At 60.3% G+C, this 24,383-nt stretch carries 23 protein-coding genes (1 of these 23 only partly in view); 15 read left to right on the top strand and 8 right to left on the bottom strand.

Features of this window, described 5'->3' with window-relative positions; translation table 11 throughout:
• Positions 1-783: 783 nt before the first annotated feature.
• Positions 784-1,269 (top strand): hypothetical protein, encoded by a 486-nt coding sequence (locus JY451_09240; protein ID QZH73948.1) that lies wholly within the window; start codon positions 784-786, stop codon positions 1,267-1,269.
• 406 nt (positions 1,270-1,675) lie between these two features.
• On the opposite strand, the gene JY451_09235 is transcribed toward JY451_09240, so the two are convergent.
• From JY451_09235 to JY451_09225, 3 genes are read right to left on the bottom strand one after another with little or no spacing between them, the layout of a single operon-like run.
• Positions 1,676-2,197: a hypothetical protein gene (locus JY451_09235; protein QZH73947.1), complete on the bottom strand. Its 522-nt coding sequence runs from the start codon at positions 2,195-2,197 to the stop codon at positions 1,676-1,678.
• The gene (locus JY451_09230; protein ID QZH73946.1) at positions 2,194-3,876 is read right to left on the bottom strand and encodes a DEAD/DEAH box helicase family protein; all 1,683 of its coding nucleotides are present in this window, start codon (positions 3,874-3,876) and stop codon (positions 2,194-2,196) included. Before JY451_09230 ends, JY451_09235 begins: the two co-directional genes overlap by 4 nt.
• Positions 3,873-6,245, bottom strand: a complete 2,373-nt coding sequence (locus JY451_09225) for an ATP-binding protein (GenBank protein QZH73945.1) — start codon at positions 6,243-6,245, stop codon at positions 3,873-3,875. Before JY451_09225 ends, JY451_09230 begins: the two co-directional genes overlap by 4 nt.
• A gap of 50 nt (positions 6,246-6,295) precedes the next feature.
• Here JY451_09225 and JY451_09220 point away from each other — a divergent pair, with 50 nt between their 5' ends.
• The 7 genes from JY451_09220 (at position 6,296) to dhaK (ending at position 14,541) form a co-directional block, all read left to right on the top strand.
• Positions 6,296-7,012, top strand: a complete 717-nt coding sequence (locus JY451_09220; protein ID QZH73944.1) for a hypothetical protein — start codon at positions 6,296-6,298, stop codon at positions 7,010-7,012.
• A gap of 995 nt (positions 7,013-8,007) precedes the next feature.
• The gene (locus JY451_09215) at positions 8,008-9,204 is read left to right on the top strand and encodes a DNA cytosine methyltransferase (protein QZH73943.1); all 1,197 of its coding nucleotides are present in this window, start codon (positions 8,008-8,010) and stop codon (positions 9,202-9,204) included.
• Positions 9,205-9,736: 532 nt separating this feature from the next.
• Complete coding sequence (gene chrA / locus JY451_09210) at positions 9,737-11,047, top strand: chromate efflux transporter (protein ID QZH73942.1); 1,311 nt, start codon at positions 9,737-9,739, stop codon at positions 11,045-11,047.
• Between the two features lie 161 nt (positions 11,048-11,208).
• Positions 11,209-12,096, top strand: coding sequence for a class II fructose-bisphosphate aldolase (locus JY451_09205; protein QZH73941.1), 888 nt, complete (start codon positions 11,209-11,211; stop codon positions 12,094-12,096).
• Positions 12,096-12,818 (top strand): HAD-IA family hydrolase, encoded by a 723-nt coding sequence (locus JY451_09200; GenBank protein ID QZH73940.1) that lies wholly within the window; start codon positions 12,096-12,098, stop codon positions 12,816-12,818. Before JY451_09205 ends, JY451_09200 begins: the two co-directional genes overlap by 1 nt.
• A 25-nt stretch (positions 12,819-12,843) precedes the next feature.
• Positions 12,844-13,515, top strand: a complete 672-nt coding sequence (gene dhaL, locus JY451_09195; GenBank protein QZH73939.1) for a dihydroxyacetone kinase subunit L — start codon at positions 12,844-12,846, stop codon at positions 13,513-13,515.
• A gap of 30 nt (positions 13,516-13,545) precedes the next feature.
• Positions 13,546-14,541, top strand: coding sequence for a dihydroxyacetone kinase subunit DhaK (gene dhaK, locus JY451_09190; protein QZH73938.1), 996 nt, complete (start codon positions 13,546-13,548; stop codon positions 14,539-14,541).
• Between the two features lie 402 nt (positions 14,542-14,943).
• On the opposite strand, the gene JY451_09185 is transcribed toward dhaK, so the two are convergent.
• Entirely contained in the window at positions 14,944-15,903 is a 960-nt protein-coding gene (locus tag JY451_09185) for a TauD/TfdA family dioxygenase (GenBank protein QZH73937.1), read from the bottom strand.
• Positions 15,904-16,029: 126 nt separating this feature from the next.
• Between JY451_09185 and JY451_09180 the strand changes: the two genes are divergently transcribed.
• The 7 genes from JY451_09180 to JY451_09150 are packed head-to-tail and all read left to right on the top strand — an operon-like array spanning position 16,030 to position 20,670.
• The gene (locus JY451_09180; protein ID QZH73936.1) at positions 16,030-16,500 is read left to right on the top strand and encodes a hypothetical protein; all 471 of its coding nucleotides are present in this window, start codon (positions 16,030-16,032) and stop codon (positions 16,498-16,500) included.
• Between the two features lie 11 nt (positions 16,501-16,511).
• The gene (locus JY451_09175; protein QZH73935.1) at positions 16,512-16,811 is read left to right on the top strand and encodes a hypothetical protein; all 300 of its coding nucleotides are present in this window, start codon (positions 16,512-16,514) and stop codon (positions 16,809-16,811) included.
• Positions 16,812-16,836: 25 nt separating this feature from the next.
• On the top strand, positions 16,837-17,211 hold the full coding sequence (locus tag JY451_09170; protein QZH76663.1) for a RidA family protein: 375 nt from the start codon (positions 16,837-16,839) through the stop codon (positions 17,209-17,211).
• A gap of 53 nt (positions 17,212-17,264) precedes the next feature.
• Positions 17,265-17,588, top strand: coding sequence for a hypothetical protein (locus JY451_09165; protein ID QZH73934.1), 324 nt, complete (start codon positions 17,265-17,267; stop codon positions 17,586-17,588).
• A gap of 54 nt (positions 17,589-17,642) precedes the next feature.
• A complete protein-coding gene (locus tag JY451_09160) occupies positions 17,643-18,788 on the top strand; it encodes an acyl-CoA dehydrogenase family protein (protein ID QZH73933.1) in 1,146 nt (381 codons plus the stop codon).
• Positions 18,785-19,825, top strand: coding sequence for an enoyl-CoA hydratase/isomerase family protein (locus JY451_09155; protein ID QZH73932.1), 1,041 nt, complete (start codon positions 18,785-18,787; stop codon positions 19,823-19,825). Before JY451_09160 ends, JY451_09155 begins: the two co-directional genes overlap by 4 nt.
• A 53-nt stretch (positions 19,826-19,878) precedes the next feature.
• The gene (locus JY451_09150; protein ID QZH73931.1) at positions 19,879-20,670 is read left to right on the top strand and encodes a sulfite exporter TauE/SafE family protein; all 792 of its coding nucleotides are present in this window, start codon (positions 19,879-19,881) and stop codon (positions 20,668-20,670) included.
• On the opposite strand, the gene JY451_09145 is transcribed toward JY451_09150, so the two are convergent.
• The 4 genes from JY451_09145 to JY451_09130 all read right to left on the bottom strand — a co-directional run.
• Positions 20,651-21,127 (bottom strand): low molecular weight phosphotyrosine protein phosphatase, encoded by a 477-nt coding sequence (locus JY451_09145; protein ID QZH73930.1) that lies wholly within the window; start codon positions 21,125-21,127, stop codon positions 20,651-20,653. The two genes, JY451_09150 and JY451_09145, sit on opposite strands and share 20 nt — an antisense overlap.
• Before the next feature lie 10 nt (positions 21,128-21,137).
• On the bottom strand, positions 21,138-22,448 hold the full coding sequence (locus JY451_09140; protein QZH73929.1) for a DUF839 domain-containing protein: 1,311 nt from the start codon (positions 22,446-22,448) through the stop codon (positions 21,138-21,140).
• A gap of 71 nt (positions 22,449-22,519) precedes the next feature.
• The gene (locus JY451_09135; GenBank protein QZH73928.1) at positions 22,520-23,533 is read right to left on the bottom strand and encodes a phytase; all 1,014 of its coding nucleotides are present in this window, start codon (positions 23,531-23,533) and stop codon (positions 22,520-22,522) included.
• On the bottom strand, positions 23,533-24,383 hold the 3' portion of the coding sequence (locus JY451_09130; protein ID QZH76662.1) for a TonB-dependent receptor. Its footprint extends 1,990 nt past the window's final position; only the last 851 of its 2,841 coding nucleotides appear in the window; the start codon falls outside the window, past its right edge; the stop codon is at positions 23,533-23,535. The genes JY451_09135 and JY451_09130 overlap by 1 nt, the downstream gene beginning before the upstream one ends.

Genomic DNA, 24,383 nt, shown 5'->3' with positions numbered 1-24,383 from the left:
AATCGCCCTGCCTTTGGCGCAGTGATTCGCGCCGTTGGCTCCTGCGTCGCTGAACTCGGCGATGCGGGTTCCGCTCCCACCGCGAAGCGGGGACCTGGATCTGCTTGTGGCAACCTTCCTGGTGGGAAGCACGATCAGGAGGCAATTGACGGAGCTTCGCGCTCTTTATGCTTCGCCCCTGCGGGGCTTTGGTGGCAGCCCTGCGGGCTGGGTCCTGCGGATGGAAGGGATTGATGGGTCTATCCGAGAAAAGCTCGCAATGGGGCCTTGAAAGTATTGGAGAAAGAGCTTTAACCGAGAGAACCAGGCTTTTCTCACTTTTGTCAATAGTTTATTTGTTTTCAGATATTTAAGCGACTTAACCGAGAAAACGAGCGCAGGAATTTGGAGTTCAACCGTCGGATCCGCCTTTTCTCAGACAAGTTTCCATGTTTCAATTGTTTATCAGATACTTAATCGAGCGCGAACTTCGAGACCTTGGGCCGATATCTCCTGCCGCCCAGTGGCATATGCAAAACAGGCTCTCTGGGCCTGCGCGAGCGCACACTTCCCATCCTGCGTATAGACCCCAAAGCCTTCAGCACCTTTGCTCTGCAATCATTTAAAAGGCCGACAAAGGTCACCACCTTTAAATAAATCTGCAGATCAAATCCATTTCAAAACTAGACTTAAAGCAATTTTCTTGATATAATGCGTTCTGTATTTAGCAGATAGCAAATACAATCCTCATGCTCTGCAATTATGGTCGATTTAGGAGCGCCCTATATTCCACAAGGATATTCCATGAATAACGCAAATTCCAAAATCCGGCGTGCCCGCAAGATCTGTCGGGTGGCTCTGAAGCTGGCCGCCAGCCACGGAACCAAGATGCCTGCCCACTACCCGGGCTGCCCGGACCACACCTGTATCGTCGAATTGCTTCCCCTTCGTATCGAAATCCTCCCCAATCGGTATCGCGCCTACATGCGCAAATCACCAACCATGATCGGTGAAAGTACTGTCGACAAGGCTGGCTGGACCGTCATTGAAATCCGCTGTCATAACGAGCGACGCGCCTGCTTTAACATGGGGCCTCGTGGCCTTGATGAAATCGGTATCTACCATTTCCAGCCTGGCTATTGGGAATTCGAATTTGGTTGCGATCCGGACGGCGACAGCGTGCCCATCCTCCCGACGCTATTCGCCGACGACAATGAGCCGGCTTGGCAGCTGTTCAAGAATAGTGGCTTGTATGAGTGGCCTCCGAACCTTGACGGTCTCGGCGCTTAAATCGTTGAAGGGCGGGCAGAGCCCGCCCTTTCATTGCACAACCTAGACGCCCTACGCCTGGGCCGTTCCGAGATGCGATAAAAGAACAAGATGCCCATTCGGCTCTTGCCCGCAAGTGCGCCGATTGGACCAAACGCATAGCGCAACTCACGTCCAATCCAAGCTCTCTAACCTCGTACTTTTTTGTAGGTTAAGCCATGACAGACAGGCCCTCTACAGAAGCTCATGGGAAATGAAGCCGTGGGGCCGCCTGCTCATCGCGCCAACGGCAGCGTCAAGATTTTAGGCAAGCTACTCGTTGCCAAAATTGCTCGAAAGTGCGCACGATCGCTGACTAGCTTTATTGGCGGACCCGACGAGCCAACTCATCCATCTTTCACCTTTGTGTGGAGACCGCTTCAACTGGCTAGTCGAACCAGACGCATTTTGTCACACCTAACCGACGTGCAGCTGCATCGACTATCTCGCGAGAAGACGGGGTCACATAACGGGGCGCAGCGAGAAACAAAAGGACGCTCTGATCCACATCCCGCAGGCCGTAGGACCGTTCAAACAACGCGCCCAACAAAGACTTCCAGTCGTCCGCTCGTCCCCACACTGTGAAAGCATTGTCGACGAAACGAAAACCATGAGGCTTAATGAAATTCTCTGCGATTTCGGACCTTTGCTTATTGAGCACCCGCAATACTAAGGCCTCGTGTGCATTTAGCTTCTCGCGGCCGTAACCCTTGAGTAACGTGTCCTTGATGTACACACGAACAGCTCGTGCATCCATGTGGGCAGCAAGAGTGCGACCGATGTCGCTATCGGTCCATTGCTTGTAGTGGCGTGCTTTATCAGCTGGCCCCAAAGATTCCCAATTGAGCTGATCGGCCTCTTCCCACAGGCGCTCTTTGATCGCTGACCTGATCTCGGACGGAATTCTCAATTGGCACTCCCATGCGGCAGCGTGTTAGGGAACTCATACTTAGGGATGTCCAACGTAGGGTCACCTTCCCGCAACATAAGGGAAGCTTGATCTTTCACCCATTCCATAAGGTACGATCCCGCAGATTCGTCGGTGAACTGGATGAGATGGCTACCGAGTGGCAGGGTCTCAGTGGGCGCGTTACGCCCCGCCATGCGTTCAAGTTCCGACACTTCGGCGACCCGCCTGAGATCAGTCACGAAGTCGAGTACCACCACCTTGTCCTTGCCAGGCTTAACCCGCAAACCTCTGCCGAGCTGCTGGACAAAAATGCGGCGACTATGGGTCGCTCGCATGAAAGCAATCAAATCAACATCAGGCACATCGACACCTTCATTGAAAAGGTCGACTGTACAGAGCACGTCGATTGCGCCTCGCTTAAACAGGGTCATGAGCTTGTCCCGTTCCCGAGCAGGGGATGCGCCGAACATCGCCTCAGCTCGAAAGCCAAAAAGTCGTAGCTGCGCGGTGAATCGCTCGGCGTGTTCGACACTTGGTGAAAAGACTAAGGCTGACTTTCGCCCTTCGGTCCTGAAAACCTCAGAGAAAATTCGGGCGGCCTCTTCGTCGCGCGTGGGGATAATTAGACGCCGATTCAGCTCGGACATCGTATACCCATAGGTTGACACGCCTTGGACCAGCTCCCAGTCGATGTTATCTGCGAGCAATCTGTAATCCACCTCGCTCAAATAATCGAGCCGTAGGCCATCGGCGATCCCCATGCGGACAAGCGGTTGACCAAGAGAGGTGTCGATATCGAACTCGTCACCCCTCCAAGGCGTCGCGGTGACCCCAGCAATCCGTTTCGGTGCGAGCGTTGCTATGACCTCCTGATAGGTGCGTGATCCTATGTGGTGGGCCTCATCGACGAAAACTGCATCAAATTCTGGAAGCTTACCCATTCTGCTATAGACGGTCTGCACGGTCGCAAATGTGATCCCCTCCCAGTGGATCGGCTCTTCATCCGGAGCCAGAAGGTGGGTGCTTACAGTTTTCGGAAGCTGCGCCCAAAAACCAATTTGAAGCTGCCGCACGAGTTCGCGCTTATCGGCGAGCACGAGAATGCGATTGTTTGGGAGCGTCCCGGCCTCAAAGAGCCTCGAAGCTACCTCCGCCATTACCACGGTCTTGCCCAAACCGGTCGCTAGCACGAGCTGACCGCGGCCGGTCTCTTCAAGAGCGTCGAACAGTCGCTCGCATGCGTCTCTCTGGTAGTCGCGAAGTGCCCGACGGGCCGGTGGGAAATCAGGAATTCCCACCATGAGTTGAAGCAACTGATTAGGACTTAGGAGATCGATGGTGAAACCGAGCTTCTTCACGCGAGCGATCTCGTCAGTTAGAGCCTTGCCGGGCGCGCGACTTGTGGCAAGCGCCATGCGATGTGCCTCATAAAAGCGACCCGCGTTGATCACTTCCTCGACGGCCGACTTCGGAGGGGCAGACGTGCTTGTGTATTTGCATTGCACCACCCAGACCTGACCTTTTTTCACTCCGACAACATCGGCACCCATGTCGCCTGACCCGCCGACGATGCGCACGTCATCAAAACCAGCGAACATGAAAGCGCGGGCCACGTCACGCTCGAAGGCCTGCCAAGGTCCATCAAGGAGCCGTCGTTCATCGAGGAACGGCCGCTTCACAGCATCTCACTGTCAGGGCGGAGCAGGCTGATCGACATCAGACCTCGCACAAGCTCTTCCTTGCGGATGTTGTACAAAATCGCGCTGTCGGCCTCCACTAACCATGAAGCGTCGGAAATCAATGAGCGTGCGCGATCGACGACGCGTTGCTTGGCGCGTTCGGTGAGTTGGGCGTCATTGTAGTCGAGCGATGCATATGGCGTGTCCCAGAACGCACCGTCGAAAACCAATTCAGGGAAGGCCTCAACAATTTGACCCAATACTGCAAGAGGCACCGACGTGAGAAACGTCCCGTCGGCGATTGGGGCGGCCGGCGCAACACCCTTGCGCGCCATGACTCGCATCACCTCGGCGCGCTGATCGGCCGTGAGAGCATCAAATAACTTGCCTGCTTCTCCGGATGGCGTGTTCTTGACGATTGCGTGAGCCAACGTAATCAGTGCGTCGGCTGCATCCAGACCGATGACTCGCGCATCTAGGCTGGCCGTGCGTGCATATTCTTCCCGAAAATTACCTAGAATTGTCGCAAGTGACGGAGCGATTTTTGTGGTGCGTAAGTACTCGCTCGTTAGCCCAGAAAGCTCAATAAGCAACGCGTCAAGAGGCTCAAGCGTGATTGACCGGAACACATCGGCGCGGGGCTTATATAAAAAGAAATAGGTGCGAGTCGGAAGGTCGCCCATTATCAGATTCCAAGCGGCTTCACTATCGATGTCGGGGTCACCAGCAACACATTCGAAGGCGCGCACTGCAAAAGTCTGACCTGCCGGTGCGTAGACATAATTTCTTGAAAGACTGGGTGCCTCGCGGCGCTGCGCGCGAAGATCCGGTGGCGGCGCCGTCGGAGCGCTGGGTATACCATCCGTCGGCGGTAGGGCAGTTGGCCCATCGAGCAACCCGTCCGGTAACCCCTCATCCTCGCCGCCGTGCTCGGGTGGAGTTTCAGGTGTAGTCAGGGACCTGCGTTCGGCCTCCTCTATAAGCCGCCACCACTGCGCGTCCTCTTGATAGTCGGGATGCCCGTCATAGAATTTTTGCGCAAATTCCTTCGCGATGCCATTGTCGGGAACCACTAGCAGTCGCCGCCATCCCCCCGCGACGCTGCTATGTGGCCGCATACGCCGAAAGGCCTTGTAAAGTTTGAAAAGCGGGCTGGCATTGCCGGTGTAACCAAGCTCGCGAGCCTTCTCCGGCCGTAGCGGTCCTTCGCCCCGGATAAGCTTGACCATCTCTTCCCACGCTGGATCGGAACGATCAAAGCGCTCTTTGGCGAAGTTCACCCGACAGTGATCGATGTGGATCTCACCAACGAATCGGCCACGTCGGCTTGGGTCGTCAATGGGATATTCCGGTTCGTCTCCGTTCTCACCGCGCCAAATATATAGGTCCTTACTGCTTATCTCGATTTTTCGCCCGTTCCGGATGAAATCGAGCCCAAAGTCCACCGTGTCGGCGTATCTCTGCAAGCCGATCCAGCCGTGCACACGACGAGTGCGACGCTGGAGCGTGCCCACGCCATCGCACACTGGGCAGGTCTCCGGCGCATTTGAAGGCAACGCGACCCAGTTCATGCAAGATAAGCAGTGGTGCCGATCTCCGAGGGGAAAGTTAAACGATTGTACTGCGAGTACTTCACCAAAATCCGGCAGCTCAACTGAGCGTGTTTCACCCCAAACGCAGAATGGACGTGAATGGATCACGCGATTATTTAGATAGAGTTTGAATTCAATCGGATGACCGTTGGATCGCAGCATGGCCGCATAAGCTTGCGACAGGCGTTTCCGAACTTGCCCTTGGTTTGCGGCCTTGGCGAGCCATTGCCGTTGAGCTGGCTTGAGCCGTCTTATGATTATCTTCGTTCCGTGTGATGCAACATCGGGCTTAGGTGCAGTCAGCACCGGAGTACGAAAATTCCCCTGTCTTTGGAGACGATCGAAATCAATTTCTAAGCCATGCCAGTCGGGGTCTCCAGCCTGTGTGGTCCAAACCTCAGTTGTGAGGCCCAATCGTGCGGTTGCAATGTTGAAGCCCATCCCGAAAAGGCCGAGATTGTCCGTTGGATTGTTCCCCGACCAACCTGCTTTGACGGCCCGCTCAAGGTTTTCTATGGTCATTCCCGGACCGTTGTCGACGATCTGGAGGACTGCGTCATCACGATCCGCTTCGGGCAGCGTGATCTGTACCACTGGGTCATCGACCGCCTGGCCGCACCGCTTGGCGTGCAAAAAGCCGTCGATGGAGTTATCGACTAATTCACCCACGCAGCGCCACTGGTCGAGATTGATCTCACCCAGCATGGGAAGAACGCGTGGAGATGGTGCCAGATCGAACTCCCGCAGCTCGCCCTGCGCCATTTCGTTGTGGGCCATTTTGTTTCCTTGTAAAATTTCTTTGATACGCTCTTGTACATCGATAGTTTATGGTAGCATTCTATGCGACGATGATGGATCGGCATCCAGCGGAAATTGAGACATTTTTGATGCGCATGGCGCCGATGCTGTCGGCAACCTTGGCGAAGCTCGCTGACACAAGTTTCCGGACAGATCCCATTGGTGGAGATAAATACTCTCGCGCTACAAGCATCATTAGCTCCGCCTATAAGCGACATGGCCAATTATTGGGTCGTGCATTGCTTGAACGTCTAAAGGACTGCGATCGATTCCAGGTGTGGACCGAAGATGCGTTCAAGCTCGCGATGGCCTCCCGCGAGGAATTGCTATTGGGTATGCCACCTACTGCGTATCGCGAAGTTCTGCTCCCTTATGGCGAGATGGAACAGGTGATTCCGGTCGATTTGATCGTTTATGACGCTGCCGCCCAAACCCTGCGATCTTACAATGTGAAGCGCGGCAACGGCGCTTATGACGCTGGAAAGAAGCGCATAATCTTAAACGAATTGCTGCGCGTTCAAATGCATCTGGCTGGGTACGGACGATCTATGGGGTTCGACGTCGATCGAGCAGAAGCGCAAATCATATTCTATTATGGTCTTCGGTCGATTCCGGAACCATTCTCGCTAATCGCCGAAGAATTGGATGATCATTTTCACTTCCCAGTCCGCAACGCTATTGAGTCATTAAACGACCAATTCCGCGAGGGTCTGTACGCCTTGATCGAAGGTGACGCACCTATTTGATCGCTGTTCTCGAAAACGCTACCATGTTCATATTGTTGGTCTGCAGCCTCAACGGCTCGATTTCACACGCTGGCGATTGCGGGTACATAGTCCGTGTCTAATTCGAGCAGCTTTCGACAGGGTGGAATCCAAATTAGGCGCGTTTCTCTACCAGGCGGCTTGTTCCATACCACCCAGGCGTATCCAGTGGCAGTCGATGCCTTGGGATCCAATCTGCCGCGTACCATTGGCACACGCTCGGAGAATTGTGCTACCAAGGATGGAGGGTTCTTGGAGAACACCCGCTCAAGGCGTCCAATACCCTCAAGAAACACGGTGCGCACAAGAAGGGCAACACCAACATTCGCGAAACCAATTGCTCGGTGGAAGAAGGCCTCGGCCAAGCGGAATGGGGGGTTGGTGATAACCCAATCCACACCGTTGGGTAACCTGGCACTGAGGAAATCCCCAACATCGCCATAATGATAGTCCACAATGTCGCTGGCGAGGACCCTCGCAAAATACGATCTGAGCGGTTCAGCCATATATCCCCGGCCGCACGCTGGCTCGAAGCAGGTTTGCCCGATGACATTTTCTCGACCGATCACATGCTCTAAAAGCGCGCGGGTTGCCCAAGGTGGCGTTGGAAAATCATCGACGCTGTCAGCGGCCTCATGTCGCTGAGCCATTACGGCGTGAGATCGATTTTGAAGGGCGGGCATAGTCTGAACTAGCCGCTTTGGCTTCTTATGGCGATAAGAGATTTGATGATGACAGGTCCGATTAACCTCCCCAGTGCTGAGAGGACACTGGACGCATCAAACCGCTTCAGTAGATTTTGGTTTGGTTTTGGACCAATTGGCTTGCGGCCGTAATCGCATGGGCTGAGCAAGTGAAACGGTCGTTCAGCCTGCTTTGTAGTTATGGGCTGGGGAGACCCGCTTGTATGGCAATTTGAGTTTCGAAAAAGGGTGACTGCAAAAGTGCGGGTTGCGGAGATTTCTCGAGGGACAGGAATGAAGGCGATCGAACTTTTTTCAGGCGCCGGTGGACTGGGTCTTGGCATCAGTCGGGCTGGATTTCTCCCAGTCGACATTGTCGAATGGGACCGTTGGTGTTGTGACACGATCCGGGAGAATCGAGCGCGGGGCGCCGAGTGGGTCAAAAACTGGCCGACCCCACGGGAAGGTGATGTGCGAGCGTTTTCATTCACCCATCTCGAGGAAAAAGTCGATCTTGTGGCCGGCGGCCCGCCGTGCCAACCGTTCTCAATGGGCGGACGTCATCGTGCCCAACACGATCATCGAGATATGTGGAGCGAAGCGGTGCGCGTAGTTCGCGAAACCAAGCCGCGCGCCTTCATTTTTGAAAACGTTAAGGGGCTAACCCGCGAGACTTTTTCGATCTACTTTTCATACATCTATCTTCAGCTTTCTTATCCTATGATCGCGCTACGCGACGGCGAGAAGTGGCTCGACCACCGCGCCCGCCTTGAGCAGCATCATACATCGAACGGTTCGGCCGATCTTGCCTATCGGGTACTCCCTCCGAAGGTTTTGAATGCGGCCAACTTCGGGGTCCCGCAGAAGCGAGAGCGTGTCTTCTTCGTCGGTTTCCGCTCAGACATCGGGGTCGAGTGGTCGTTCCCCCGCGAAACCTTTTCACGCGACGCACTCCTATGGTCGCAATATCGCTCGGGTGACTATTGGCACGCGCATCGAATTGCGAAGCGTCACCGCCCCGAAAATCCGAAGGCGAAAATTGCAGCGGAGCGGCTTAGCTCCAATCCCGACGCGCGTCCCTGGCGTACGGCGCGTGACGCATTCGTTGGGCTGGGCGAACCCGAGCTGGGTAATATCAATCTTGACCATGCAGATCATCGATTCCAGCCTGGTGCTCGGTCCTATCCCGGCCACACCGGTAGCACGCTTGACGAGCCGGCAAAGACATTGAAGGCCGGAGTGCACGGAGTTCCAGGTGGCGAGAATATGTTACGTCGTTCCGATGGAACGGTGCGTTATTTCACCATCCGCGAAAGTGCTAGACTGCAGACATTTCCCGATGATTTCGTGTTTCACGGTTCGTGGACTGAAACTATGAGGCAGCTAGGTAATGCCGTTCCAGTCGACCTCGCGACCGCCATAGCTAGGTCCGTTCATGAGCATTTAGGTCGCGCTCACCCGACCTTGCAGCCTGTAACTGGCCGATGCTAACTGCTCTAAGGGCACGAAGCTAGCCTCGATTTGTACAATTACAAATCAGTTCTCGGCTCATCATGCTGTAATTAGGCCGATCCCCTTGTCACCGGAATGGTAGATGGGGGTCGCTGAAAACCTAGGCGTTTAGGATCCGGAACGCGGCGACGAGGATCATCTTTGAGGTGAATCTCGGCCACCCTGTTAGACAATCATCGGCAGCCAAAATTTTTTACACTCCATTCCTATGTTATTGAAACTCTGTGATGCAATCCGGGCGGTTTTTACACGAGAAAGCCAGGAATTGTGCAGTTGTGCTGAGCTTGGGAAGCTGCTGCTCTACCATTGAGCTACACCCGCGTGCCCCTTGCGGTGCTGGGCCGCTTGCCACGAGAGGTCGTGTCTGGTCAACACATGATCAGTGTTGGCCAAGCGCGAAAGCCGCCGTCAATCGCGAGCCACCGGGGTTGAGCAGCCTCCCGGTCAGCCTATTCGGCTCAAGTGTTGCCTCGTTGTCGCTGCAAGGGGACCGGACTTTTGCGAGGTATGCATGGCGAATGATGTCACCACTCCCTCTTTTCCTCAACTCCTGCGCGCATTCTTGCGCATCGGATTGCTGAGCTTTGGCGGCCCCGCCGGGCAGATCGCGCTGATGCACCGCGAACTGGTGGAGGAACGGCGCTGGGTGCGGGAGGAGGACTATCTCCACGCGCTCAATTTCTGCCACCTGCTGCCCGGCCCCGAAGCGCAGCAACTGGCGACCTGGGCGGGCTGGCGGCTGCACGGGTGGAAAGGGGGCATCGCGGCGGGATTGCTGTTCGTCATTCCCGGTGCGCTCATCATCCTCATCCTGTCGCTACTCTACGCGGTGGCGGCCAATCTTGGCCGGTTCGCGGCGCTGTTTCTTGGGGTGAAGGCAGCGGTGCTGGCGATCGTGTTGCAGGCGCTGATCCGGATTGCGGGGCGGGCGCTGGATACGCGCTTCAAACAGGCGGTAGCGCTGGGTGCCTTCGTGGCGCTGTTCCTGTTCAACCTGCCGTTTCCGGCGATCATTCTGGGCGCGGGCGTGCTGGGAATGATTGCCGCGCGGGCCAAGCCGGAATGGCTGGCGCTGAAAGCTGCCGGGCCCGTCGAAGGAGACTCAACCCGACCGTGGCGATCCACTGCTATCGCCATCGCGGTGTGGGGGGTGATCTGGGCCATCCCGATGGTATTGGTCGCCGCCACCCTCGGGCGCGACCATGTGCTGTGGGACATCGGCAGCTTCTTCTCGCAAATGGCGGTGGTGACGTTCGGCGGCGCCTACGCCGTGCTCGCCTATATGGCGCAGGAAGCCGTGCAGGGGTTCGGATGGCTGGAAGCCGGGGAAATGGCCGATGGGCTGGGGCTGGCGGAAACCACGCCGGGGCCGCTGATCCTGGTGACGCAGTTCGTCGGCTATCTGGCGGCCTACCGCGCGCCTGATCCGTTCACGCCGTTAGTGGCCGGATTGCTGGGAGCGGGGCTGACCACCTGGGTCACCTTTGCGCCGTGCTTCCTGTGGATTTTCGCCATGGCCCCGTGGATCGACCGGCTGGGCAATGCGGTGCGGCTGAAAGGCGCGCTGGCGGCGATCACCGCATCGGTGGTGGGGGTCATTGCCAACCTCACGGCATGGTTCTTCCTGCATGTCATCTTCGCAGTGATGGGGGAGACCCGCGTCGGTCCATTCCGACTCTACACACCCGATTGGTCGACGTTTGATTGGCGCGCTGCGCTGCTCGCTATGATTGCCTGCGTACTGATTTTCCGTGCGAAATGGTCGATACTGGCAGTGCTCGCAGTCTCGGCTGCGGGCGGGCTGTTGTTGAGCAGCCTGTAGCCTATAGGAGCCATCCTGTTTTCGGACATTTTCAATCTCGATGCGAAAAATCGCGCCGATAGCGGGTGGTTTGCCGCCGTATCTCTCGCTATGGCTGCGATTCGAAAAGCCGGACACAATCATTGTGGGCGGCCTGTCACGGCTATCGTAGGGAGCACGAAATGCCACTCGTCAACATGAAGCCGCTGCTGCGGCACGCAATGGACAATGGTTACGCGGTCGCCGCGTTCAACCTGGTCGACTATTCCACCACCAAGGCGATGGTGAAGGCTGCGGAGGAACTGGGCGCGCCGGTGATCTGCCAAACCTCTTCGAAAACCATCCTGCACTACAGCCACCGCGAAATCGTCAGCTGGGTGCGCACCGTGGCGGAGGACTCGCCGGTGCCGGTCGTGCTGCATCTCGACCATTGCCACGACCTGCCGATGATCGAGCAATGCGCGCGAGAAGGCTGGACCTCGATCATGATCGACGCGAGCGAACTGCCGTTCGAGGAAAACCTCGCCCAGTCGCTGCGGGTGCGCGAGATTGCCGAGCGGTACAACGTCGGCATGGAAGCCGAACTGGGCCAGATCATGGGCGTGGAAGACGACATGGTGGTGGACGAGGCCGACAGCGTCCTGACTGATCCGGAAGATGCCAAACGGTTCTGCGATGCGCTGGACCTCAGCGCCTTTGCCTGCGCCGTGGGCACCGCGCACGGCTTCTATCGCGGCGAGCCGGTGGTCGACTTCGACCGGATCGAAGCGATCAACCGCCTCACCCGCACGCCGATGGCGCTGCACGGCGGCACCGGGCTTTCGGACGAGACCTTCGCCAAGGCGATTGCGCGGGGCGCGGCCAAGATCAACATTTCGACCAACCTCAAGCACGTCTACATCGAAAGCGTGGACGCCTATCGGGCGGCCAAGCCCAACGATTACGAGCCGCTGCGGGTGATCGACGCGCAGTACCAGGCGTGCAAGAGCCTGTTCCACGGCTTTATCGAGAAGTTCGGCGGCACCGGGCAGGGCGAGAAGTTCTTCGCCAGTCAGCAGGTGCCCGTCTGATGGTCAAAGCCATCGTCTTCGATTGTGACGGCGTGCTGGTCGATACCGAGCGCGATGCGCACCGGGTCGGCTTCAACCGCGCCTTTGCCGCGTTCGGAATCGATGCCGAATGGAGTGTCGAGCTTTATGGTCGGCTGCTCCTCACCGCTGGCGGCAAGGAACGGATGCGCGCCTATTTTGACGAGTTCGGCTGGCCGGAAGACGCGGTGGCGCAGCACGGCGGGCGGGATGAGCTCATCGCCGCGCTGCACAAGGAAAAGACCGCGATCACCTCGGCCCTCGTCGGCGAACTCCCCGTGCGCCCCGGCGTTCTGCGGATCGTTGACGAAGCGATGGCGGCAGGCGTGCGGCTGGGGGTTTGCACCACGTCGAACCCCAAGTTCATCGACGCGGTGCTCGATCTGTTCGGGCCGGAGCGCAAGGCGGCGTTCGAATTCGTCCACGCGGGCGACGTGGTGGCGAAGAAGAAGCCCGATCCGGCGATCTACCACCTTGCTACCCAATCGCTGGGGATCGATCCGCGCGAATGTGTGGTGATCGAGGACAGCCGCAACGGCTTGCTCGCGGCGCATGGTGCGGGCTATCCCGTGCTCATCACCGCCAGCACCTATACGGTGGAGGAAGACTTTACCGAGGCCGCGCGCGTAGTGCCCGAACTGGGCGATGCGCCGGAGCCCGAAGTGACACTTGCAGACCTTGCCGCGCTGACGACAGCGGGCTGAAACCGACCACGGAGAGAGACAACCAATGGCCATTTCGCAAGCCAATATCGAAAAAGCGATCGACACCACCGCCGACACGGTGCTGCGCAACGAACACTATTTTTCCGATCTCGACGGGCTGGCGGGAGACGGCGATTTCGGCACTTCGCTGGCGACCGGGTTCAGGATCATCAAGGCTGACCTGCCGGCGATCGAGAAGCCCGATATCGGTGCCATGCTGATCAAGCTGTCGATGCTGATGAGCAAGCACATCGGCGGTTCCTCCGGCCCGATCTGGTGCACCGGCTTCATGAAAGCAGGCGTGATCGCCAAGGGAAAGACCGAGGTGACGCTCGAAGAACTGGCGGCGATGATCGGCAATGCGGTCGATGGCATCATGGCGCGTGGCGGCGCGCAACTGGGCGACAAGACCCTGCTCGATGCACTGATCCCGGTCAGCGAGCGGTTGAAGGCAGCCGATGCAACGAGCGATCCGGCCGCGCTGCTGAAGGACTGCGCCGACATCGCCGATAACGCCGTCGATGCCACCCGCAGCCTCGTCGCCCGTCGGGGCCGCGCCAGCCAGGTGGGCGAGCGCAGCGGCGATACTCCCGATCCGGGCATCGTCGCCATTGCCACCATCCTGACCGACTGGTGCAAGGCATTCGGCGTGGACCGGACCGCCACTGCCCCCGAGGTGGCCAAGGCCGTCGCATAGATTCAACTGTTACTGGAGAGGACCATCACAATGAAAAAGTTCGTCAACGATCCCGCCCAATTCGTGCCCGAGTTCATGGCCGGCGTGCTCGCCGCCAACCCGGACCTGCTCGAAGGCAATCTCGAATTCCAGATGATCAAGCGCAAGGATGCCCCGCGCGCTGACAAGGTCTCGATCGTGCAGGGCTCCGGCTCCGGCCACGAACCCGCGCACGTGATGGCGGTCGGGCCCGGCATGCTCGATGGCGCATGCCAAGGCCCGGTCTTCGCTGCGCCGCCGGTCGATGCATGCTATGAAACGATTAAGGCGCTCGCCACTCCGGCGGGCGTGCTGGTGCTGGTGAACAATTACCAGGGCGACCGGATGGCTTGGGATACTGCTGTCGAACTGGCGCAGGCCGAGGATATCGTGGTCGACCAGTTCATCATCAACGACGACGTGGCGGTGAAGGATTCGCTCTACACCGTCGGCCGCCGCGGCGTGGCGGGCAATTTCTTCGTGATGAAGGCCTGCGGTGCCGCCGCCGAGGAAGGCCAGAGCCTGGCGCAGGTGAAGTCCGTGGCGGAGAAGGTGAACGCCAATGTCCGCACGATGGGCGTCGCGCTCACCAGCTGCATTCCGCCCGCCAAGGGCACGACGATCTTCGACATTGGCGACGATGAAATGGAAGTCGGCGTCGGCATCCATGGCGAGCCGGGGCGCGAGCGTACCAAGATCAAGAGCGCGGACGAGATCACCCAGATCCTGTTCGATGCGGTGGCGGACGACCTGCCCTTCGCTTCGGGTGACCGGGTGGCGCTGATGGTCAACGGCCTCGGCGGCACGCCCCCGGCTGAGCTCTACGTGCTCTACAACAAGGCCGCACAGCTGTGCGAAGCACGCGGGCTGACCGTGGCGCGCAATTACGTGGGCGAATATTGCACGGCCATCGAAATGGCGGGCTGCTCGATCACCCTGCTCAAGCTGGACGACGAAATCGAAAAGTACCTTGCCGCACCGGCGACGACGGCGTGCCGGATCTTCTGATCCAGCCATTTTGCTGAATGAAAGCGCCCGGTCCTCCCTGCGGAGGGCCGGGCGTTTTCGTTGTGCGGCCCCTGAGCAACAGCCCTGACAAAACGTGAATCTCGATGTTGCAAAACACGCAACACATGCCGCAAAACGGACATTTGTCTTTGATGCTGCATCGCACCATATGCACGCCACGCCCCGCCGCTGCGGGGTTTCTCAGGAGCTTTTCAAATGACCCTCATGGCAACCCGCCTGTTCTCGACGCTGGCCGCAATCACGATCAGCACCTCGCTGTTCAGCGTGATCCTCGTCTAGTGCGGCTTCGCGCCGGAGCCGCTGCCTCCGCGCGATAAGGATAAGCAAACGCCCGGTTCTCCAGAGGGAGGACCGGGCGTTTTTGAGTTTCAGGCTGACGCTTTAACGCCCCGCATCTCGCGCCGCGTTGATGTCTACCGCGCGCGGGCTCTGCGCGAACAGCGCGGTGTATGGATCGTCGCCCGAATCCATCGTGTGCGGCTCGGTGCCTTCGCGCACTGTGGTGCGGCGCATGTCGCGCTTGTGCATGGTGTAATCGTATTCGCCGCCCTTGTGCATCGAACACAGGTTGTCCCAGATCACCATGTCACCCGGCTTCCATTGCCAATGGAAGGTATACTTCGGCTGAGTGGTGTGGGCGATCAGGTCGGCGATCAGCTGGCGGCCCTCGGCCTTGTCCATCCCTTCGATGTCCATCGTGTGCGCGGCGATGAACAGGCTCTTGCGGCCCGATCCGGCATGGGTGTGGACGATGGGGTGACGCGCCACCGGGCGTTCGTAGATGTCGGCCTCGTCGATTGCGGCTCCCGCCTTCTTGCGGCTCCACCAGAGCGAATTGATGCCCACCTTGTCGGCGATCAGGTCCTTGGTTTCCTGCGGCAGGTCGTCATAGGCGGTGCGGGCATCGGCGAACCAGGTCTCGCCCCCGGCCTCGGCGGGCGGGACAATGTGCGCGAGCAGGAGCGAATAGCTGGTGCGCTTTTCGAGGAAGGCGCTGTCGGTGTGCCACAGCCGGTCCCCCTTGCGGTATTCCACCGCTGCGGGATCGGTGGTAATTTCGCCATCCAGATTGAGGTTCGAGGCATCGAACAGCTCGCGATAGGGCAGTCGCATCCGCGCCCCGTCGGGCCGCTTGGGCACCCGTTCAAGATAGCCGAAATTGCGGCTGAATTCGACATGGCCTTCGTCATCCAGCCCGGTATCGCGCCAGACGGTGACGCCGTAGCGGTCCATCGCGTCGGTCACCTGCTTCACTTCGGCGGGCGACAGGGGCTGCGTCAGGTCGAGACCGGAGCAGACAGCGCCGAATTGCGGCAGGATGGGTTCGCAGTGCAGGGGCATGATGTCCTCTCGGTATGTTTGGCCGGAGCCTAGCAGCCACGCCGCGGAAAATCCACTTCGTTGATTCTGTCCGGGCACCGGATTGCGGCTTGATCGTTGGCGAAACAGGCTATCCGGAGGTTCAGAATGAAAATTACCCAGTCCGCCCTTGCCTGCGCCGCGCTGTTGCTGGCTGCTTGCGATTCCTCGTCTGCCGAAAGGTCCGGGGAGACCGTTCCGCCGCCTCCGGCGCAATCGGAAGCCACCCCTGCTGACGTACCGATGACCAGCCCCGTCGCCCAGTCGGCGATCCCCGCTGCCATGGCCGGGCGATGGGGGATGACACCTGCCGACTGCGATCCGGAAGAAGCCGCCAACAAGGGGCTGCTAACCGTATCGGGCAATTCCATGCGGTTTTACGAGTCGGTTGGAGAGCTCGAAGAAGTGGCTGCCTCGACAACCGACAGCCTGCGCGGCAATTTCGCCTATGAAGGCGAGGGGATGGCCTGGTCGCGCGAAGTGACACTTGCGCTGGCAGACGATGGCAATACACTCATCCTCGAAGAATTCGGCGATGATGCCGTGCCCGGTGCGCGGCGCTATACGAAATGCGGTTAGGAGAACCAGCAATGCGTTCGATGATATTTGCTGCGCTGGCCGGTTCGGCACTGGCCGGTTGCGCCACGACAGAGGCGCCGGGCGAAGGCCCGATGCCCGCCTCGTCGGGCCAGTGCGATGCCAGCGGCGTGCAGGACCACGTGGGCCATCGCGCCACGGCAGAGGCTGGAGCCATGCTGTTGCGGATGACGGGCGCGCGGCAGTTGCGCTGGGTTCCGCCGCGGACTGCCGTTACTATGGACTATCGCGAGGATCGGCTGACCGTTTCCTACGACGATGCCATGATGATCGATCGCATCAGCTGTGGCTGACGATCCGAACGACGGCCGCCAGCGCATTCCGCCGCTCACGGCTTTCGAGGATGTGGCGGGCTTCACCCGCGCCCTGCGGGTCGGGGACCGGATCGTGGTTTCCGGCAGCGTCGGCGTCGAAGCGGACGGCAGCGTCAGCCCCGATGCCGGGCGGCAGGCGGATCGCTGTTTCGAACAGATCCTTGACTACATCGGCCAGCTTGGCGGCCATGCGGGCGATGTAGTTCGCGTCAGGATGTTCGTAACCGATATCGCCTATGCCGACGCGGTGACCGCTGCTTTCACCCGCGCCGTGAGCCATGCCCGTCCCACCGGCACGCTGGTGGCGGTATCGGCGCTCTATAACCCGGAATGGAAATGCGAGATCGAAGCCGAAGCTGTAATCGGGAGCCTGCAATGAATGTGACGCTGCGCGTGCCTGCCCCTCTGTTGCCCACCCTTGCCCTCCCAGCCTTGCTAGCGCTGTCAGCCTGCAACGATGATCTGGAAAGTCGCAACGCCGCGCTGGGACTGGATGAGGAAGCTGCGCCTGAAGTGACCATCGAACGGCCGGCCGGTGCCGATGCCGGGTTCGAGGACGAAGCAATTGACGAATTGCCCGCCGAGGACAGGGTAGCCTTCGCGCCACTGCCGCCCGGAAGCGAAGAAAGCGAGGAGACGGTGGTCGATGCGGCACCCGACGACCTGATCGACCGCACCGAAGGCTTCGCTCCCGAACCGATGGACGACGCCGCAGGCTTCAATCCCTCGCCCCACGTCCACAACTCCGGCGAATAGCCAGCCTTGCGCGCAAGAGTTGCGCGGCCTGCCGCTTTTTGACATGGCGCGGGAATGACCGGACAGTTCCAGCTCAACGAAGACCAGCTTGCGATCCAGGAAATGGCGCAACGCTTCACCGCCGACCATATCAGTCCGCACGCCGCCGGGTGGGACGAACACCACATCTTCCCCCGCGACACGATCAAGCGGACCGCCGAACTCGGCTTCGGGGCGATCTATGTCAGCGAGGAATCAGGTGGCATCGGCCTGGGCAGGCTGGAAGCGGCGCTGATCATGGAAGCGATGGCCTATGGTTGCCCAGCGACCAGCGCCTTTATTTCGATCCACAACATGGCCGCGTGGATGATCGACACTTATGGCGGTGAGGCATTGAAGGCCAAGTACCTGCCCGACCTGATCGGGATGGAAAAGCTCGCCAGCTATTGCCTCACCGAACCGGGCAGCGGCTCTGATGCGGCGGCGCTGAAAACCAGCGCGCGGCTGGACGGCGACCACTACGTGGTCAACGGCACCAAGCAGTTCATCAGCGGCGGCGGGGTGAACGACGTTTATGTGACGATGGTGCGCACCGACGAGCACAAGTCGCGCGGCATCACTTGCCTGGTGGTGGACAAGGACACTCCCGGCGTCAGCTTCGGAGCGCCGGAAAAGAAGCTTGGCTGGAACGCCAGCCCCACCGCGCAGGTGATTTTCGAAGATGCGCTGGTGCCGGTCGAAAACCGGGTCGGCGCCGAAGGCGAAGGTTTCCGTTTTGCGATGGCGGGGCTCGATGGCGGGCGGATCAATATCGGCGCCTGCTCGCTGGGCGGGGCGCAGCGGTGCCTCGATGAAGCGGTGGCCTATTGCAAGGACCGCCAGCAGTTCGACCAGCCGATTGCCGATTTCCAGAACACCCAGTTCATGCTCGCCGACATGGCAACCGAACTGGAAGCGGCGCGCGCGCTGCTCTATCTCGCCGCCGCCAAGGTGACCGACAACGCGCCAGACAAGACGCGCTTTTCCGCCATGGCCAAGCGGCTGGCGACCGACAGCGGATCGAATGTGGTCAACAATGCGCTGCAACTGTTCGGCGGCTACGGCTACTTGCGCGATTACCCGATCGAACGCTTCTGGCGCGATCTGCGAGTGCATTCGATCCTTGAGGGCACCAATCAGGTGATGCGGATGATCGTGGGGCGGGACCTGTTGCGGCAATGAGCGAACTACACACCCATACCCACGGTCGCATCGGCCACATCTCGCTCAACCGCCCCAAGGCGCTGCACGCGCTGACGCAGGGGATGTGCGAGGACATGGCGCAAGTGCTGCTGGCTTGGCGGAGCGACGATGCGATCGACGCTGTGATCCTCGATCACGCCGAGGGGCGGGGGTTTTGCGCCGGGGGCGATGTGCAACTCGTGCGCAACTCCGCGCTGGAGGATGGCGGAGCCGCGGGGCGTGCGTTCTTTCATGCGGAATACCGTCTCAACCACCTGATGTTCACCTATCCCAAACCGACCGTGGCCTTCATGGATGGCGTGACGATGGGCGGCGGAGTGGGCATCTCGCAACCGTGCCGCTTCCGCGTGGCGACCGAGAACACCCTGTTCGCAATGCCCGAAGGATCGATCGGGCTGTTCCCCGATGTCGGCGCGGGCTGGTATCTGCCGCGCCTGCCGGGGGCGGTCGGAAAGTTCCTCGCGCTGACAGGAGCCCGGCTGGACGGGGTCGAATGCCTGTGGGCCGGACTGGCGACGCATTACCTGCCGAGCGAAAACCTTGCCGCCGCCAAGGCGCGAATTGTTGCGGGGGAGCAACCCGCAGCTGTGCTTGATACATTGAGCGAACCTGACCTTTTGCCGCCGCGTCTGGCGGGCAATGCCGAACGGATCGACCGCCTGTTCGCGCCCGACGCGCTTGAAGAGATCATCGCCGCGCTTGCTGCCGATGGCAGCGAGTGGGCAGCCAAGGAGCTGAAGGCGGTTACGGCCAAATGCCCGATGACCAGCAAGGTCGCCTTGCGCCAGTTCGCCGCCGCGCAGCCCGATTTCGCCGCCAACATGGCGATGGAGTACCGGGTCGCCGCGCGGATGATGTTGCGCCCCGATTTCGTCGAAGGCGTGCGCGCGGTGCTGGTGGACAAGGACAATGCCCCGCGCTGGGATCCCGCCACACCCGAGGCTGTCACCGACGAGATGATCGACGCGGTATTCGCGCCGCTGCCTGCCGATGAGGAATGGACGCCTTTCGCGTAATGTGCTTGAGCCGAAGGGCTAACAGGGGAGCATAGGGCCATCGGGCCTGTCGCATGGGCAATATCGATCTCCAGTATACGCTGGCAGGGGCCTTCGTGAGCTTCCTCGTCGGGTTGACCGGCGTGGGCGGGGGATCGCTGATGGCACCGATCCTGATCCTGCTGTTCGGTATCAATCCCGCCGTGGCCGTGGGCACCGACCTGTGGTTCGCCGCGATCACCAAAGCGGTGGGAGGCGGCGTCCACCACCGGCTCGGTTCGGTGGACTGGAAGCTGGTTGGAAGACTGGCCGCAGGGAGCATCCCGGCGGCCCTGCTGACGCTGGTGTGGCTGTGGCTGTTCGAAGGCGGGCGAATGGAAAGCGCACTGCTGATGCGGCTGCTGGGAGCGGCCTTGCTGTTCACTGCAATCCTGATGCTGCTGAAGCCGCGCATTCGGCCCGCGCTGGCCTTGCTGCGCAGCCGGATGGGGCACAGCGTTCGCGGCAAACAGCTTATCTTCACATTGCTCGGCGCTGCCGTCATCGGAGCGCTGGTGACGCTGACATCGGTTGGCGCGGGAGCGCTGGTGGCGGTGATGTTGGCGATGCTTTACCCACTGCGGCTGGGCACCAAGACCATCGTCGGCACCGATATCATGCATGCCGTGCCGCTGACGCTCGTGGCGGCGGGCGGCCATGCTGCACTGGGCAATTTCGACGGCTGGCTGCTGGCCAGCCTGCTGCTCGGCTCGATTCCGGGCATCGTGGTGGGTTCGCTAGTGAGCGGCAAAGTCAACGAGGACTGGGTGCGTTATGCCTTGTCGGGAATGTTGGTCGTCTCGGCGATCAAGATGCTGACGAGTTGAGCCGGGCCACCAAGGCATCCGCCGCTTCGCTGACATGGCGCCAGGTCCAGGCGAACGCGTCCGTATCGCTATGATAGGGATCGGGCACGCCCTGACCGGTGCGGGCCGGAACGATATCGAGCAGCAGCGCCAGTTCCGCGCTGGCCATGCCGGGAGCGATCTGTTTGAGATCGGCCAAGTTCTTGCTATCGAGCGCGAAAATATGCGTGAAACGCGTGAAGTCCGCTGCCTCGATCTGCCGCGCGCGCTGGCCGGAAATGTCCACGCCATTGGCCAGCGCGGTCGCGATGGCGCGGCTGTCGGGCGGGCTTCCGACATGCCAGTCACTCGTTCCGGCGCTATCGATAAGCCAATCCAGTCCCGCCGCCTCGGTGGCCGCCCTTAGCGCCCCCTCCGCCAGCGGCGATCGACAGATGTTGCCGAGGCAGACGAACAGGATCGCCGGGCTGAGGGTCACGTCATGACCCCTAAGCAGGCCACGGTCCGGTGATCGCCAGCGTCATGGTCGGCGAATAGATATTGAGAAACATCACGCGTCCATCCGGCGAGAAGCACGCGCCCGCCGTTTCGGTCTGCAGGCGGACCCGGCCCAGCGGATAGGCTTCGCCCTCCGGAGTGATCCCCCGCAGATGGTTTACCGCCCCGTCGGTATATTGATCTTCGCAGACCACCAGATCGCCGTACGGCGCGACGCACAGGTTGTCGCCATAGCTGTATTCCGCGTTAGCCGGGCTTTCGTAAAACAGGTCCAGCATATCGCCGCCGTGGAGGTTCGGGCGGAGTCGGAAGATCTGCCCTTCCTGCGCCGCGCCGCCGCTGGTGGCGGTGAAGAACATCTCCCCGTCGCCCATCCAGATACCTTCGCCGCGCGAGAAGACTGCCGCGCCCAGCGCCGCACCGCGATGGCGCAGGTCGTCTTCAGGGGATTCGGGATCGTCGAGCGTCACCCAGGTCCCGCGCACGGGCTGTCCAACGCGCATCGCCACGCTGTCCTTGTTGCTGGTGTCGGTCACCCCTTCCAGCACCAGCGCCTGCAATGTGCCCCCGCGCGCGAGTTCACCGGAATGGGTGGGAATGAAGCGATAGAGCAGTGAATCGCCGCGATCCTCGGTCTGGTAGACGATGCCGGTTGCCGGATCGACACAAGCGGCTTCGCGCACGAAGCGCCCCATTGCGGTCAGCGGCACCGGATCAACCTGCCCCGGCGCGTCGGCGGGGACTTCGAAAGCATAGCCGTGATCCTTGTTGATGCGTCCGTCCGCGCGCGAAGTGTTTTCTTCGCAGGTGAGCCAGGTGTTCCACGGCGTGGTCCCGCCCGCGCAATTGCGTATCGTGCCCGCGAGGCTCCGATACTGGCGCTGCACATCGAGCGTATCGGAGTCGAGCACCAGCGTGGTCGTCCCGCCTGGCAAGGGGACCAGACTGCGCGCCACCGTGTCATAGGCTGGGCCGCTCGCCCCGCCGCCGTCATGGTTGGGGGCGAGTTCGTGATTGCGCACCAGCGCCAGCCGCCCGCCGCCGATATCGAAACATCCCATCCCGTCCGCCCGGTCCGGCACGGTGCCGCCATCGCTCATCACATCGCCGAGCCGCGACAGCACACGATACGAAAATCCCTGGGGCAGATCCAGGACGCCTGCCGGATCGGGCTGCAACGGCCCGAAGCGGCTCGCTCCCGATGCGGCCAGCGGCATACGTGCCGACATGCACCCGCCGAGCAGCAGCCCGCCAAATGCAGCTCCCGTGGCGGCGATGAACTTGCGGCGATCTGCGTACATGGCTGTCCGTCCCTTCTGCGATTCTCAGAAGCTCACTATAGCGCCAAAGCTGTCCTGCTTGTCACCCCGCGCTAAAGGCCAAGCGCCGCGCGGATTGCCGCCCAGCTTACCAACTTGAAGTTCTGCGTATCCGGCTGGTTCTGCCCATCTTGCGCCACGAACAGGCCTTCAGGATAGTCCGGCCCGAAATTTCCGAGCGCAAGCTCGATCCCGTCGGTTTCTTCCACCGAGCCAACCGCGCCAGCTCCGATGGCAAAGCGACCGCGCGGCTGCATGTCCGGTAGCGAGAATACGGCGAAGGCATTGTCGCCTTGGCTGGAGGCGACCAGATAACCGCCGTCAATACCGTCGGGAGCAAGTGCCAGCCCTTCGACATCGGCGACCAGCCACTGGTTGTCGATGGCCGCAACCATCTCCCCATCAGTGCTATCGGCTGGAAAACGCCAGATGCCGGCGTTCTCCTCCCCAATATAAAGAGCGTGATTGCGCGGATCGACCACGCAGCCTTCGGGCTGGGTGGGCACGCTCATCGTGCGCAGGGGTGAAACCGTCAGGCTCGCGCCCGAAACCTCGATCGCCTGTTCATAAATCTGCCCCTGCTTGGTGTTGAGGTAGGATCGCAGCTGCCCGTCCACCACGCCCATACACAGGCCATAGCCCTCGCCTGGTCCGCTGCTGAACAGGCCCAGCTCGGTCAATTCACCCGAAGTGGTGTCGAGTCGGTACACGCGAATATGCGCAACCACGAGATCGTTGCGATCGCTGGCAACGACGATAACCCCCTGGCCCGAAACCTCGGCCAGATCGACGTTGTTGACCTCACCCGCCGCGGCAAAATCGCGCACAGTTCCGTCCAGCCCGTAGACGTTGAGTCCGCTGTTCTTGTCGGTCGCCACGATCAGGCTCCGCGATGGGTCTGCGGCATTACGCCAGATCGCCGGATCGTCGGCTGCATCTTCGCCCAATACGCCGCCTACCGGAGTGGTCTGCGCTACTGCCGTCACCGCCACCGGGGGTACCCCCTGCGGCGTGGTGGCACAACCAGCCAGCAGCAGCGCCCCTGTCGCAATTGCCGCGCCGCGCATCAGAAGCTCACCCGCACGCCGCCCTTGAAGGTGCGACCGTAGATTTCGTATTGGTAGTTGTTCTGCTGCGCCCCAACGGTGTTGTAGGCAAAATATTCCGCATCGGTGAGGTTCACCGCTTCCACGAACACCTGAATGTTCGGCGTAATGCGGTAGCGGGCGCTGGCATCGAGCTGGAAGTGGCTGTCCACCATCCGGTCTTCCTCCGGCGAACCGCCCAGTTCATCGAGATAATCGTCGCGATAGGTCGCCGCCAGTCGCAGGCTGATCGGCCCCTTTTCGTAGCCGAGCACGCCGTTCAGCGTGTGCTCCGAGGTGGCAGGAAGCGCGATAGTGCGCGCATCGCCGATAATGCCAAGCTGGTCCACACCGCCATCCGGCACCACGCCGCTGGCATCGGTCCAGGTGTAGTTCGCCTGCGTAATCAGTCCGTCGAACGGCGCGGGGAGCATGTCCCACTGCATCGCGAAGCCGAATTCCACCCCGAAGATTTCCGCGCTGTCCCCGTTGACCGGGATTACGGCTTCGTTGAAAGCCACGCCGTTGAAGACGAGCCGCTCGTCAGGGTCGATCATGTCATTGCCGTTTGTGTCCTCGGCCTCATACTCGACATTGACGATGTAGTTGGACACATCCTTCCAGAACGCACCCAGGCTGATCGCACCGTTACCGGAGAAGTAGTATTCGATCCCGACATCGGCGTTCCACGCCTCATAAGGCCTCAACGCCGGATTGCCGAATTCGCCTTCGATCTCGTCATCGTCGTTCTGCTCGGTCGCAAAGCGCGGGGCGATCTGGCCGAAACCGGGGCGCACCAGGCTGCGATAGCCGGCGAGGCGGAGGACAAGAT

Origin of the sequence: Erythrobacter sp. (assembly GCA_019739335.1) — a bacterium.
Classification (GTDB): domain Bacteria; phylum Pseudomonadota; class Alphaproteobacteria; order Sphingomonadales; family Sphingomonadaceae; genus Alteraurantiacibacter.
This window is presented reverse-complemented; position numbering and strand designations above follow the sequence as displayed.

Coding starts and splice junctions, on each gene's coding strand:
- JY451_09240 (QZH73948.1), top strand. CDS start 784: ATGAATAACGCAAATTCCAAAATCCGGCGTGCCCGCAAGATCTGTCGG.
- JY451_09225 (QZH73945.1), bottom strand. CDS start 6,245: ATGGCCCACAACGAAATGGCGCAGGGCGAGCTGCGGGAGTTCGATCTG.
- JY451_09220 (QZH73944.1), top strand. CDS start 6,296: ATGGTAGCATTCTATGCGACGATGATGGATCGGCATCCAGCGGAAATT.
- JY451_09215 (QZH73943.1), top strand. CDS start 8,008: ATGAAGGCGATCGAACTTTTTTCAGGCGCCGGTGGACTGGGTCTTGGC.
- chrA (QZH73942.1), top strand. CDS start 9,737: ATGGCGAATGATGTCACCACTCCCTCTTTTCCTCAACTCCTGCGCGCA.
- JY451_09205 (QZH73941.1), top strand. CDS start 11,209: ATGCCACTCGTCAACATGAAGCCGCTGCTGCGGCACGCAATGGACAAT.
- JY451_09200 (QZH73940.1), top strand. CDS start 12,096: ATGGTCAAAGCCATCGTCTTCGATTGTGACGGCGTGCTGGTCGATACC.
- dhaL (QZH73939.1), top strand. CDS start 12,844: ATGGCCATTTCGCAAGCCAATATCGAAAAAGCGATCGACACCACCGCC.
- dhaK (QZH73938.1), top strand. CDS start 13,546: ATGAAAAAGTTCGTCAACGATCCCGCCCAATTCGTGCCCGAGTTCATG.
- JY451_09185 (QZH73937.1), bottom strand. CDS start 15,903: ATGCCCCTGCACTGCGAACCCATCCTGCCGCAATTCGGCGCTGTCTGC.
- JY451_09180 (QZH73936.1), top strand. CDS start 16,030: ATGAAAATTACCCAGTCCGCCCTTGCCTGCGCCGCGCTGTTGCTGGCT.
- JY451_09175 (QZH73935.1), top strand. CDS start 16,512: ATGCGTTCGATGATATTTGCTGCGCTGGCCGGTTCGGCACTGGCCGGT.
- JY451_09160 (QZH73933.1), top strand. CDS start 17,643: ATGACCGGACAGTTCCAGCTCAACGAAGACCAGCTTGCGATCCAGGAA.
- JY451_09155 (QZH73932.1), top strand. CDS start 18,785: ATGAGCGAACTACACACCCATACCCACGGTCGCATCGGCCACATCTCG.
- JY451_09150 (QZH73931.1), top strand. CDS start 19,879: ATGGGCAATATCGATCTCCAGTATACGCTGGCAGGGGCCTTCGTGAGC.
- JY451_09140 (QZH73929.1), bottom strand. CDS start 22,448: ATGTACGCAGATCGCCGCAAGTTCATCGCCGCCACGGGAGCTGCATTT.
- JY451_09135 (QZH73928.1), bottom strand. CDS start 23,533: ATGCGCGGCGCGGCAATTGCGACAGGGGCGCTGCTGCTGGCTGGTTGT.